Raw genomic sequence first — 12,487 nt, forward strand, 5'->3', positions numbered from 1 at the left:
ACCCGGGTGGCACCGCGCCCGGCGTGCCGCCGTCGGCCCCACCGACCGGCCCGTGGGTGCTGCCCCGGCTGGTGGTCGCCGCCCCGGCCAGCGGGCACGGCAAGACCACGGTCGCCACCGGGCTGCTCGCCGCGCTGCGCCGTCGGGGTCTCACGGTCAGCCCGCACAAGGTCGGCCCCGACTACATCGACCCCGGCTACCATGCGCTCGCCGCCGGCCGTCCCGGCCGCAACCTCGACCCGTGGCTGGTCGGGGAAGAGCTGATCGCCCCGCTGCTGCGGCACGGCGCGAGCGTCCCCACCCCCGCCGACGTCGCCGTGGTCGAAGGGGTGATGGGGCTGCACGACGGGGCGGTCGGCCGGGGCGGCTACGCCTCCACGGCGCACGTCGCCACGCTGATCGACGCGCCGGTGCTGCTGGTCCTGGACACCACCGCGCAGGGCCGCTCGGCCGCCGCGCTGGTGCTCGGCATGCGCGCCTTCGACCCGGCGGTACGCGTCGGCGGGGTGATCCTCAACCGGGTCGGCTCGCCCCGGCACGAGTCCCTGTTGCGCGACGCGCTCGCCGAGGTGGGCGTACCGGTGCTGGGGGCGGTGACCCGGGCCGTCGAGGTGGCCGCGCCGGCCCGGCACCTGGGGCTGGTGCCGGTCGCCGAACGGGCACCGGAGTCACTGGCCGTCGTCGACGCGCTCGCCGGGCTCGTCGCGTCCACCGTCGACCTCGACGCCGTGCTCGACCTGGCCCGCAGCGCCCCACCGTTGACCGTGGACGCCTGGGACCCGGGCACCGCCGTCGGCGGCCCGGCCGGCGGGGGCCGTCCGGTCGTCGCGGTCGCCGCCGGAGCGGCCTTCACCTTCTCGTACGCCGAGACGGCCGAACTGCTCACCGCCGCCGGCGCGACCGTGGCCCCGTTCGACCCGCTGCGTGACCCGGTCCTGCCCGCCGGCACCCGGGCGGTGGTCATCGGTGGCGGCTTCCCCGAGGTGCACGTCGAGGCGTTGAGCGCCAACACCGGGCTCCGTGCCGAGCTGGCCGGCTTCACCGGGCCGGTGGTCGCCGAGTGCGCCGGGCTGCTCTACCTCGGCCGATCCCTGGACGGGGTGCCGATGTGCGGGCGGCTCGACCACCACGCCCGGATGTCCGGCCGGCTCACCCTCGGCTACCGCGACGCGGTCGCCGCCACCGACTCCCCGGTCCACGCCGCCGGCGACCGGGTACGCGGCCACGAGTTCCACCGCACCGTCACCGACCCCGGGCACGGCGACCGGCCCGCCTGGCACTGGGACGACACCGCCCACGGGTTCGTCACCGGGCAGGTGCACGCCTCCTACCTGCACACCCACTGGGCGGGTCACCCCCGGGCCGCCCGCCGGCTGGTCGAGGCGGCGGCCCGGTGACCGGCCTCGGTGCGGACCACCCGCCCGTCGCCGCCACGGGCCGGGACGCGCCGGCCGGCCCCGCCACGCTGACCGGGGTGGGGGTCGGACCGGGGGACCCGGAACTGCTCACCCTCAAGGCGGTGCGGGTGCTGGCCGAGGCCGACCTGGTGGTCGTACCGGTGCTGGACCGGCTGGCGGCGGACCCGGCGACGCCCCCCGGCCGGGCCGAGACGACGGTCCGTGCGCACGTGCCGGCGGACCGGCTGCGCCGACTGCCGTTCGCCCTGGAGGACCGGGGCGGGGTGACCGCGCGCCGGGAGGCCGCCTGGGACGCCGCCGCCCGCGCCGTCGTCGACGCGTTCGACGCCGGGGCCCGCTCGGTCGCGTTCGCCACCATCGGCGACCCCAACGTCTACTCCACCTTCACCTACCTGGCCGACGGGGTCCGCGCGCTACGGCCGGCGGTGGGGCTGCGCACGGTGCCCGGGGTGACCGCCATGCAGGAGCTGGCCGCGCGCAGCGGCGTCCCGCTGTGCCAGGGGCGGGAGCCGCTGACCCTGCTGCCGGCCACCGCCGGCGCGGCACCGGTCGCCGACGCCCTCGCCGGGCCCGGCACCGTGGTGGTCTACAAGGGCTGGCGACGGCACCGGGAACTCGTCGACGAGCTGCGCCGGTACGACCGGCTCGACGACGCGGTGCTCGGCTGCGGCCTCGGCCTGCCCGACGAGCGGATCGGGCCGGTCGGCCCGGACGACGAGCTGCCCTACCTGTCGACGCTGCTGGTCCCGGCCCGCCGGGACCGGCGGGGAGGAAAACTGTGACGTCCACCGGAAAGGTGTGGTTCGTGGGGGCCGGGCCCGGCGCCGCCGACCTGCTCACCCTGCGCGCCGCCCGGGTGATCGCCGACGCCGACGTGGTGATCTGGGCGGCCAGCCTGGTGCACGCCGACGTGCTGGCCCACGCCCGCCCCGACGCCGAGATCGTCGACTCGTCGCAGCTGCCCATCGAGGGGGTGCTGCCGCTGTACCGGCGGGCCGCCGCCGACGGGCTCACCGTGGCCCGGATCCATTCGGGCGACCCGGCGCTGTGGGGTGCCGTGCAGGAGCAGCTCGACCTGTGCCGGGCCCTCGACCTGGCCGTGGAGATCGTCCCCGGGGTGTCCTCGTTCACCGCCGTCGCCGCCATCGTCGGCCGGGAACTGACCATCCCCGAGGTGGCCCAGTCGGTGATCCTCACCCGGCTGGAGGGCGGCAAGACGCCGATGCCGGCGGGGGAGCGGGTCCGCGACTTCGCCCGGCACGGCACCACCATGGCGCTGTTCCTGTCCGCCGCCCGCGCCGGGCAGGCCCAGACCGAACTGCTCGCCGGCGGCTACCCGGCCGACACCCCGGTCGTGGTGGCCTACCAGGCGACCTGGCCGGACGAACTGGTGGTGCGGTGCGCCCTCGGCGACCTGGCGGCCACCGTCAAGGAACACCGGTTGTGGAAGCACACCCTGTTCCTGGTCGGGCCGGCGCTGGCCGCCACCGGCACCCGGTCGCACCTCTACCACCCCGGGCACTTCCACACCTTCCGCCGGGCCGAGCCGGCCGCCCGCGCCGAGCTGCGCCGGTCCCGCGCCGCCGTGGAGGACGCCACCCCGTGACGTACGCCGAGCCGCCGCTGCGCGAGCCGGACCTGCCGCGTACCGCGAAGGTCCGGCCGGTGGCGTTGCGTACCGGCTGGACCACCGGCGCGTGCGCGACGGCGGCGGCGAAGGCGGCGGTGACCGCCCTGGTCACCGGCGTGCCCCCGGGGGAGGTGGAGATCGGGCTGCCCGCCGGCCGGCGGGTGACCTTCGCGGTGGCCCGCTGCGACCTGACCGCCCGGCCCGAACCGACGGCGGAGGCGGTGGTGGTCAAGGACGCCGGGGACGACCCGGACGTCACCCACGGCGCGCACCTCACCGCGACCGTCGGTTGGCGGCCCCGGCCCGGCCTGGAACTCGCCGGTGGGGACGGCGTCGGCACCGTCACCCGCCCCGGGCTCGGCCTCGCCGTCGGCGGCCCGGCCATCAACGACACCCCCCGCCGGATGATCGGCCAGGCCGTCGCCGAGGTGGTCGACCTGGCGGAGGTGGGTGTCCGGGTGGTGATCAGCGTGCCGGGCGGTGAGGTGATGGCCCGCAAGACCACCAACCGGCGGCTCGGCATCGTCGGCGGCATCTCGATCCTCGGCACCACCGGCGTCGTCAGGCCGTTCTCCACCGCCTCCTGGCGGGCCAGCGTGGTGCAGGCGGTGCACGTGATGGCCGCCCAGGGGCAGCGGACCGTGGTGCTGTGCACCGGCGGGCGCACCGAACGGGCCGCCCGCGCGTTGCTGCCGGAGCTGCCCGAGGTGTGTTTCGTCGAGGTCGGCGACTTCACCGGCGCGGCCGTCACCGCCGCCGTGGGCGACGCGATGACCGGGGTGGTCTTCGTCGGGATGGCCGGCAAGCTGGCCAAACTCGCCGCCGGCATCCTGATGACCCACTACACCCGGTCGAAGGTGGACCTGTCGCTGCTCGGCGCGGTCACCGCCGAGGCCGGTGGCGACGCCGACCTGGTGGCGGCGGTGACGGCGGCGAACACCGGCCGGCACGCCTACGAGCTGTGGGAGGCCGCCGGGCTGCTGCGCCCCGCCGGTGACCTGCTCTGCGCCCGGGTCCGCCAGGTGCTGCGCCGCTTCGCCGGGCCGACGCTCACCGTCGACGTGGCGATGGTCGACTTCACCGGCGAGCGCCTGGTCGCTTCCTCCGGCCGGTGGCCGGCGTGACGCGCCCGCAGCCGCTCCCCGGCCCGGCCCCGGTCGTCGGGGTGCCGGAGCCGGTCGTGGTGCTGGGGATGGACGCGGCCGGCCGGCCACTGCCGCCACCGGCGCTCGCCGCCCTGGCCGGGGCCGGGCTGGTCGTCGGGGCGGCCCGGCACCTGGCCGCCGTGCCGGTGCCGGCCGGCGTCGACACCGTCACCCTCGGCCCGCTCGCCCCGGCGCTGGCGCGACTCGCCGCCGCGCAGGCCGCCGGGGTTGCGGCCGTGGTGCTGGCCAGCGGCGACCCCGGCCTGTTCGGCGTGGTACGCCGGCTGCGCGCCGCCGGGCTGCCGGTCCGGGTGCTGCCGGCGGTGTCCAGCGTGGCCGCCGCGTTCGCCCGCGCCGGGCTCGACTGGGACGGCGCGGTGGTGGTCACCGCCCACGGCCGGGAGTTGGGCCCCGCGCTGAATGCCTGCCGGGCACTGCCCGCCGTCGCCGTGCTGACCGCGCCGGACGCCGGGGCCGCCGAGCTCGGGGCCGGGCTGGCCGGCTGGTCCCGCCACCTGCTGGTGGCCGAGCACCTCGGCACCCCCACCGAGCGGGTCACCCGGGTCACCCCGGAGCAGGCCGCCGGCCGCCGCTGGGCCGACCCGCACGTCGTGCTCAGCCTCGCCGCTGCGGCCGACGACGCCGGTACGACGCCTGCCGGCGCGGCCGACGATCCCGGTGCGACGCCCGCCGGTGCGGGTGGTGCGGCCGGGTGCGGTGGCACTGTCGGGCCGGTGCGCCGCGACAACCAGCCGGCCGCCGCGCCCGCCGGGGGCTGGGCGCTGCCCGAGTCCGCGTACCGGCACCGGGACTCGATGATCACGAAGGCCGAGGTGCGGGCGCTGGCCGTCGCCCGGTTGCGGCCCCGGCTCGGTCGACTGGTCTGGGACGTCGGCGCGGGCAGCGGCTCGGTCGGCATCGAGTGCGCGCTGCTCGGCGCGGCGGTGATCGCCGTGGAACGGGATCCCACCGCACCGGTCGCCGGCAACGCCGCCCGGCACGGCGTCGACGTCCGGGTGGTGACCGGTGACGCGCCGGCCGTCCTGGCCGGGTTGCCCGATCCGGACGCCGTCTTCGTCGGCGGTGGCGGGACCGACGTGCTGACCGCCGTCGCCGACCGCCACCCCGACCGGGTGGTGGTCACCCTGGCCGCCCTGGACCGGGTGGCCCCGGCCGTGCACCTGCTGCGCGCCGCCGGCTACACGGTGACCGGCAGCCAGCTCGCCGCCGCCCGCCTCGCCGACCTGCCCGGCGGGTCCGTCCGACTCGCGGCCACCAACCCGGTGGTCGTCCTCACCGGGGAGCGCCCGTGACCACCACCGCACCACACCGGCACCGGGACACCCCCGGCACCGGCCCGCACCGGGTCGGGCTCGTCGCGGCCACCGCCGCCGGCCGCCGGCACGCCCGGACCCTGGCCGCCGCCTGGCCGCACGCCCGGCTGGTCGAGGCCGACGGGGTCGCCGACGCGCTGCGGACCGCCTGGACGACGTGCGACGCGGTGGTGGTGTTCCTGGCCACCGGCGCGGTGGTCCGGGTGCTGGCGCCGCTGCTCGGCGACAAGCGCACCGATCCGGCGGTGGTGGTGGTCGACGAGGCCGCCCGGCACGCCGTCGCCCTGCTCGGCGGACACGCCGGGGGCGCGAACCCGCTCGCCGCCGAGGTGGCCGCGCTGCTCGACGCCCGGCCGGTGGTCACCACCGCCACCGACGCGGTCGACCTGCCCGGCCTGGACACCCTCGGCTGGCCGGTCGAGGGTGCGGTGGCCGCGGTGTCCCGGGCGATCCTCGACGGCGAGCCGGTCCGGCTGGTCGCCGACGCGGTGTGGCCGTTGCCCGCCCTGCCGCCCAACGTCCACCCCGGACCGCCCACCGGGGAACACCCGCAGGACGGGTACCGGGTGCTGGTGACCGACCGCATCGTGCCGGTCGACGACCGGACCGTCGTGCTGCGACCCCCGTCCCTGGTCGCCGGGGTCGGCTCCAGCCGGGGGGTGGCCGCCGCCGAGGTCGACGCGCTGCTGCACCGGGCGCTCGCCGATGCCGGGTTGAGCCCGGCCAGCCTGCGCTGCCTGGCCAGCGTCGACGTGAAGGCCGACGAGGAGGGCATCCGGGCCACCGCCGACGCGCTCGGCGTACCGCTGCGGACCTGGCCGGCGGCGGAGCTTTCGGCGGTGGACGTGCCGCACCCCAGCGAGGTCGTCCGGGCCGCCGTCGGCACGCCCAGCGTCGCCGAGGCGGCGGCGTTGCGCGACGGCGGCACCCTGCTGGTGCCCAAGACCGCCTCGGCGATGGCCACCGTCGCGGTCGCCCGGCACACCCCGCGTGGCCGGCTGGCGATCGTCGGCCTGGGCCCCGGCGCGGCCGACCTGCGTACCCCGCGCGCCGTGGCCGAGTTGCGCCGGGCCGCCGTGGTCGTCGGTCTCGACCAGTACGTCGACCAGGTCCGTGACCTGCTGCGACCGGGCACCCGGGTGCTCGCCAGCGGGCTCGGCGCGGAGGAGGAACGGGCCCGTAGCGCCGTCGCCGAGGCCACCGCCGGGCACGCCGTCGCGCTGGTCGGTTCCGGCGACGCCGGGGTGTACGCGATGGCCAGCCCCGCCCTGGAGTACGCCGACGAGCGGATCGACGTGGTCGGGGTGCCCGGGGTGACCGCCGCGCTGGCCGCCGCCGCCCTGCTCGGTGCGCCGATCGGCCACGACCACGTCTACCTGAGCCTGTCCGACCTGCACACCCCGTGGGCGGTGATCGAACGGCGGGTCGCCGCCGCCGCCGAGGCGGACCTGGTGGCGCTGCTCTACAACCCGCGTAGCCGGGCCCGGGACTGGCAGCTCGGCGCGGTGCTGGCGACGTTCGCCGCGCACCGCCCGCCGCAGACCCCGGTCGGGGTGGTCCGCAACGCCAGCCGCCCCGACGAGCAGGTCCACCTGGCCACCCTGGCCACCTTCGACCCGAGCGTGGTCGACATGTACGGGCTGGTGGTGGTGGGCAGCTCGCAGACCCGGCTGGTCGGTGGCCGGATGGTCACCCCCCGGGGCTACCGGTGGCGCGGATGACCCCCGCGGTGCCGGTGCCCGCCCCGGTCGGGGTGCTGCCGCCGGTGGTGATCGACGCCTGCCAGGGCTGCGGGGCCTGCCTGCTGACCTGCCCCACCCACGCGATCCGCCCGGTGCCCGGGGGCCTGACCGTCCGGGCCGACCGCTGCACCGGCTGCCTGGAGTGCCTGGAGATCTGCCCGGTGGACGCGATCCGGGTCGCCACCGACCGTCGAGGAGCACCATGACCAGCATCCACCCGGCCAGCCGCCGGCCCACCCCGGGAGGTGCGCGGTGAGCCGGGTCGTCCACCCCATCGAACAGCAGTCGTACCGGATCCTGCGGGAACGGGTCGACCTGGGCGGCCTGCCGCCGCTGACCCGGGCGGTCGTCGAGCGGGTGGTGCACGCCAGCGCCGACCTCGACTACGTCACCGACCTGGTCTGCGACGAGGCGGCGTTGGCCGGCGGGCTGGCCGCGCTGCGGTCCGGGGCACCGATCGTCACCGACGTGGCGATGGTGGCCGCCGGGATCACCGCCGCCGGCCGGGAGATCGTCTGCCCGGTCGCCGAACCGGCCGCCGCCGCGCTGGCCCGGCAGACGGGTCTGACCCGGTCGGCGGCGGCGGTGCGGATCGCGCTGGACCGGGTCGGTCCGGGTGCGGTCTGGGTGGTCGGCTGCGCGCCGACGGCACTGGTCGAACTGATCGGCGTGGCCGCCGACCCGGCGCTGGTGGTCGGGTTGCCGGTGGGCTTCGTCGGGGCCGCCGAGTCCAAGGCGGCGTTGCGGGCCAGTGGCCTGCCCGCCGTGTCCAACATCGGCGAGAAGGGTGGCTCGGCGGTCGCCGCCGCCGCCCTCAACGCCCTGCTCTACCTGGAGGAAACATGACCGCACTGGTCATCGTCGGGCACGGTACGCGCAGCGCGGCCGGGGTCGACCAATTCGCCGCGCTCGTCGAGCGGGTGCGGGACCGGGCGGGGGCCGCCGTCGGCGACGTCGAGGGCGGGTTCATCGAGCTGTCCCGCCCGCCGCTGACCGACGCGGTGACCGCGCTGGTCGCGAAGGGTCACCGGGCGCTCGTCGCGTTGCCGCTGGTGCTCACGGCCGCCGGTCACGGCAAGGGGGACATCCCGGCCGCGATGGCCCGCGAGCAGGAGCGCCACACCGGTCTGACCTACCGGTACGGGCGACCGCTCGGCCCGCATCCGCTGCTGCACAGCGTGCTGGAGGAACGGATCGACGCGGCGCTGGCCGGGGCCGACCGGGCCGGCACCTCGGTGGCGCTGATCGGGCGGGGCGCGACCGACCCGGACGCCAACGCCGAGGTGGCGAAGGTGGCCCGGCTGCTGTGGGAGGGGCGCGGCTACGCCGGCGTGGAACCGGGGTTCATCTCGCTGGCCGAGCCCTCCGTGCCGGCGGTGCTCGACCGGTTGCGCCGGCTCGGCGCCCGCCGGATCGTGGTCGCCCCGTACTTCCTGTTCGCCGGAGTGCTGCCGGACCGGATCGTGGCCCAGTCGCAGGCGTACGCGGCCGACCATCCCGACCTCGACGTCCGGGTCGCCGACCTGATCGGCGACTGCGACGCCCTGGCCGACCTGGTGCTGGAGCGGCACGCCGAGGCGGTGCGGGGGGACATCCGGATGAACTGCGACACCTGCGCGTACCGGGTGCTGATGCCGGGCTTCGCCGACAAGGTGGGCCGCCCGCAGACCCCGCACGACCACCCCGACGACCCGGTCGACGGCCACGGCCACCACCATCACGGCCACGGCGGGCACGGCCACGGCGGGCACGGCGGCCACGGCGGGCACGGCGGCCACGGCCACGACGGCCACGACCACGACCACGTGCCCGGTCCGGGGCGGGCCGCGACCCCGGTCCGCTGAGGGGGCCGCCGGTCAGCCGGTCAGCGCGCCGGTCAGGGCGAAGCCGAGCGTCGCCGCGCCCAGCCCGGCGAGCACGCTGACCAGGACGTTGGCCAGCGCGTACCGGCGGTCGCCGGCCCGGGCCAGGCGTACCGTCTCGTAGCCGAAGGTGGACCAGGTGGTCAGCGCGCCGCAGAAGCCGGTGCCGACCAGCGCGGTCACCGTCGGTCCGGCGGGCACCCCGGCCACCGCGCCGAGCAGCAGCGACCCGGCGACGTTGACGGTCAGCGTCCCCCACGGGAACCGGGAGTCGTGCCGGGCCTGCACGGCCCGGTCGGTGAGGTAGCGCAGCGGCGCGCCCAGCGCCGCGCCGAGCGCGATCAGCAGCACGGTCACCGGGCCTCCCGCCGGCCGGTCCGCCCCGCCGCCGGGCCGCCCGGCCCGCCGCCGGGGCGGCGTCGGTCGGCGCGGTCCAGCAGCCGGCCCGCCAGGGCGTCACCGGCGGCGACGGCCGTGAGCCCACCGACCAGGGTGGCGGCCAGGTAGGCCAGCGCCGTCGTGGCGGCCCCGGCGGCCAGCGCCAGGTGCACGTCCATGGCGTACGCGGAGAAGGTGGTGAACCCGCCGAGCACGCCCACCCCGAGCAGCGGCCGGACCAGCGGGCCGGCCCGCCGTCGGCCGAGCACCGCCATCAGCGCCCCGATCAGCAGGCACCCGGTGACGTTGACGGTGAAGGTGGACCAGGGGAAACCGGTCGGGGAGTGCGGCAGGGCGGCCTGCACCCCGGCGCGGGCGAGCGCCCCGAGCGCCCCACCTGCGGCGACCACGCCCAGCACGGCGGCCGGGTGCGCGGCCAGCTCGCCCCGGTCGGCCGGGACCCGCAGGTCGACGTCGGGATCGACGCGCCGCGACGACGGTGACGTCACCGGGACCTCCCACCAGTTCGGGAGCACTGGCAGGGACCGTTGGCGCGTCCGCGCGGTTCTCCCGGTCGGGCCGGGACGGCGGGCCCCACCGCCGACTCGTCCGTGAGCATAGCCCGGCCGGCCCGGGTGCCGTGGCGGGTGCCCGCCGACGGCGTACGGTCGGCGGGGCGGCCGGTGGTCGTCGTGCCCCGATCGTCAGCGGCGCGACGGTCGGCGTGCCCCGATCGTCAGCGTGCCCCGACCGTCTCAGGAGGAGCAGTGCCGGAGCGTAGCCCGTACCCCCGTGAAGCGGACCTCGCCGGGGGGACCGACGGCGCTGCGGTGCCGCCGGCCCGGACCGCGGCCCACGACATGTTCGACGCCGACGTGGCGTCCCGGGGGCTCGGCATCGAGTTGGTCCATGCCGCCGACGGCACGGCGGTGGCCCGGATGCGGGTGACCGCCGGGATGCTCAACGGTCACCGCATCGGCCACGGCGGGTTCGTCTTCCTGCTCGCCGACACCGCCTTCGCGCTGGCCTGCAACACGCACGGCCCGGCCACCGTCGCGGCCGGCGGCGAGATCAGCTTCCTGCGCCCGGTCCGCGAGGGCGACCTGCTGACCGCGTCCGCCACCGAACGCGTCAGCTACGGCCGCAGCGGCATCTACGACGTCACCGTCACCCGTGACGGCGAGGTGGTGGCCGAGTTCCGGGGGCGCAGCCGCACCCTCGCCCGCCCCGCGACGACTGACGGGGTTTGCCGGGCGTCCGACGGGAAACAGGGTCGGTAGGGGACGGTCCGCTGTGCACCGTCCATGCACGACGGCCGCCGATCGCAGTGATTTCCGGTATTTCGCCCTGCTTTGGCTGGTTTTTATTGACATCGCCCTGCCCGGCGGAGAAGACTCGCCCTTCTGATCTGCCAGGCGACGAAGGGTGACCGAGTCCATGACCAGATCGACGATCGTCGCGGCGGTGCTCGCCGTCGCCCTGACCGCGCTGGCCGGCTGCGACGCCGGTGAGAGCGTCGACGTCGACGGCGGGTCCACCGCCGGAGGATCGACGGGCGGCACGCTCACCGCCGCCATCGGCGGCGAACCCGACCAGCTCGACCCGCACAAGACGTCGGCCTACCACAGCTTCCAGGTGCTGGAGAACGTCTACGACACCCTGGTCGAGCCGGACGCCGACCTGAAGATGGGGCCCGCGCTGGCCACGAAGTGGACCACCAGCAGCGACCAGCTCACCTGGACGTTCACCCTCCGCGAGGGGGTGCGGTTCTCCGACGGGTCGCCACTGACCGCGCAGGACGTCGTCTACTCCTACCGGCGGATCATCGACGAGAAGCTGAACGCGGCGTACCGGTTCACCACCGTCAAGACCGTGACCGCACCCGACCCGGCCACCGTGGTGCTCACGCTGACCGCGCCCACCCCCAACCTGCTGGCCAACCTCGGCGGCTTCAAGGCCGTCGCGATCGTCCAGAAGTCCAACGTGGAGTCGGGTGCGATCACGACCCGGCCGGTGGGCAGCGGCCCGTTCGCCGTCGCCGCCTACACCTCCGGCGACACCATCAAACTGACCCGCAACGACGCCTACTGGGGGCCGAAACCGAAGCTCGACGGGGTCACCTTCACCTTCGTCAAGGACCCGACGGTGGCCCTGCAGAACCTGCGCGGCGGCGAGGTGCAGTGGACCGACAACCTGCCGCCCCAGCAGGTGCCTGCCCTCAAGGAGGACGGCGCGGTGACCGTCGCCACCACCCCCTCGACCGACTACTGGTACCTGGCCCTCAACGAGGCACGCAAGCCGTACGACGACGTGAACGTGCGCCGTGCCGTCGCGTTCGCCCTGGACCGGGAGGCGATCACCAAGGCCGCCAAGTTCGGCCAGGCCACCGCCAACCAGACCGCCATCCCCAAGGGCAGCGCCTGGTACTACGACTACGCGCCGTACCGGCACGACCCGCAGCAGGCCCGGCAACTGCTCGGCGGGGCCGGCGTCACCGGCCGCACCATGGACCTGATGGTCACCAGCGAGTACCCGGAGACGGTCACCGCCGCCCAGGTGATCGCCGCCCAGCTCGCCGAGGTCGGGATCAACGTCAAGATCCGTACCCTGGACTTCGCCCAGTGGCTCGACGAGCAGGGCAAGGGCAACTTCGACGCGTTCCTGCTCGGCTGGCTGGGCAACCTCGACCCGGACGAGTTCTACTACGCCCAGCACCGCACCGGCGGCACGTTCAACTTCCACAAGTACAGCAACCCCGCCGTCGACACCCTGCTCGACCAGGCCCGTACCCAGACCGACGAGGCCGCCCGCAAGCAGACGTACGAGCGGGCCGCCAAGCAGATCGTCGACGACGCCAGCTACATCTACCTCTACAACCCGGACGTGGTGCAGGGCTGGTCCCCCAGGGTCACCGGCTACCAGGTCCGCTCCGACCGGGCGATCCGGTTCCGCGACGTCGCCCTGAACCGCTGAGGGGG

General features: G+C 76.4%; 12 protein-coding genes and 1 pseudogene. 11 read left to right on the forward strand and 2 right to left on the reverse strand.

Annotated elements, in window-relative coordinates; all coding sequences use genetic code 11:
• Positions 1–23: 23 nt before the first annotated feature.
• The 9 genes and pseudogenes from ACN267_RS07285 to ACN267_RS07325 form a co-directional block, all read left to right on the forward strand.
• Positions 24–1,397, forward strand: a complete 1,374-nt coding sequence (locus ACN267_RS07285) for a cobyrinate a,c-diamide synthase (RefSeq protein ID WP_421490393.1) — start codon at positions 24–26, stop codon at positions 1,395–1,397.
• Between the two features lie 68 nt (positions 1,398–1,465).
• On the forward strand, positions 1,466–2,200 hold the full coding sequence (gene cobI, locus ACN267_RS07290) for a precorrin-2 C(20)-methyltransferase (protein WP_421490394.1): 735 nt from the start codon (positions 1,466–1,468) through the stop codon (positions 2,198–2,200).
• Positions 2,197–3,024 carry a precorrin-4 C(11)-methyltransferase gene (cobM, locus tag ACN267_RS07295; protein WP_088646742.1) on the forward strand — a complete coding sequence of 276 codons (828 nt, stop codon included), beginning with the start codon at positions 2,197–2,199 and terminating at the stop codon, positions 3,022–3,024. The genes cobI and cobM overlap by 4 nt, the downstream gene beginning before the upstream one ends.
• Positions 3,021–4,172: a cobalt-precorrin-5B (C(1))-methyltransferase gene (locus tag ACN267_RS07300; RefSeq protein WP_421488246.1), complete on the forward strand. Its 1,152-nt coding sequence runs from the start codon at positions 3,021–3,023 to the stop codon at positions 4,170–4,172. Before cobM ends, ACN267_RS07300 begins: the two co-directional genes overlap by 4 nt.
• Complete coding sequence (cbiE, locus tag ACN267_RS07305) at positions 4,169–5,506, forward strand: precorrin-6y C5,15-methyltransferase (decarboxylating) subunit CbiE (protein ID WP_421488247.1); 1,338 nt, start codon at positions 4,169–4,171, stop codon at positions 5,504–5,506. The genes ACN267_RS07300 and cbiE overlap by 4 nt, the downstream gene beginning before the upstream one ends.
• Positions 5,503–7,248 carry a precorrin-3B C(17)-methyltransferase gene (cobJ, locus tag ACN267_RS07310; protein WP_421488248.1) on the forward strand — a complete coding sequence of 582 codons (1,746 nt, stop codon included), beginning with the start codon at positions 5,503–5,505 and terminating at the stop codon, positions 7,246–7,248. Before cbiE ends, cobJ begins: the two co-directional genes overlap by 4 nt.
• Complete coding sequence (locus ACN267_RS07315; RefSeq protein WP_421488249.1) at positions 7,245–7,475, forward strand: DUF362 domain-containing protein; 231 nt, start codon at positions 7,245–7,247, stop codon at positions 7,473–7,475. The genes cobJ and ACN267_RS07315 overlap by 4 nt, the downstream gene beginning before the upstream one ends.
• A 46-nt stretch (positions 7,476–7,521) precedes the next feature.
• Positions 7,522–8,115, forward strand: coding sequence for a precorrin-8X methylmutase (locus ACN267_RS07320; RefSeq protein ID WP_421488250.1), 594 nt, complete (start codon positions 7,522–7,524; stop codon positions 8,113–8,115).
• Positions 8,112–8,996, forward strand: a pseudogene (locus tag ACN267_RS07325) (sirohydrochlorin chelatase); the annotation flags it as partial. The gene ACN267_RS07320 and the pseudogene ACN267_RS07325, both read left to right, overlap by 4 nt.
• A gap of 129 nt (positions 8,997–9,125) precedes the next feature.
• Here ACN267_RS07325 and crcB read toward each other — a convergent pair.
• Positions 9,126–9,488, reverse strand: coding sequence for a fluoride efflux transporter CrcB (crcB, locus tag ACN267_RS07330; RefSeq protein WP_421488251.1), 363 nt, complete (start codon positions 9,486–9,488; stop codon positions 9,126–9,128).
• Entirely contained in the window at positions 9,485–10,018 is a 534-nt protein-coding gene (locus tag ACN267_RS07335) for a FluC/FEX family fluoride channel (RefSeq protein WP_204960593.1), read from the reverse strand. Before ACN267_RS07335 ends, crcB begins: the two co-directional genes overlap by 4 nt.
• 258 nt (positions 10,019–10,276) lie before the next feature.
• Between ACN267_RS07335 and paaI the strand changes: the two genes are divergently transcribed.
• Together paaI and ACN267_RS07345 are read left to right on the forward strand one after the other, a co-directional pair.
• A complete protein-coding gene (gene paaI, locus ACN267_RS07340; protein ID WP_421488252.1) occupies positions 10,277–10,789 on the forward strand; it encodes a hydroxyphenylacetyl-CoA thioesterase PaaI in 513 nt (170 codons plus the stop codon).
• A gap of 157 nt (positions 10,790–10,946) precedes the next feature.
• Positions 10,947–12,482 (forward strand): ABC transporter substrate-binding protein, encoded by a 1,536-nt coding sequence (locus ACN267_RS07345; protein ID WP_281897100.1) that lies wholly within the window; start codon positions 10,947–10,949, stop codon positions 12,480–12,482.
• Positions 12,483–12,487: the final 5 nt, after the last annotated feature.

Source organism: Micromonospora sp. WMMD734 (assembly GCF_049178975.1).
Lineage (GTDB): Bacteria > Actinomycetota > Actinomycetes > Mycobacteriales > Micromonosporaceae > Micromonospora > Micromonospora wenchangensis.

Excerpts from the sequence above, each read along its gene's own strand:
- ACN267_RS07315 (WP_421488249.1), top strand. The coding sequence starts at position 7,245 with ATGACCCCCGCGGTGCCGGTGCCCGCCCCGGTCGGGGTGCTGCCGCCG.
- ACN267_RS07345 (WP_281897100.1), top strand. The coding sequence starts at position 10,947 with ATGACCAGATCGACGATCGTCGCGGCGGTGCTCGCCGTCGCCCTGACC.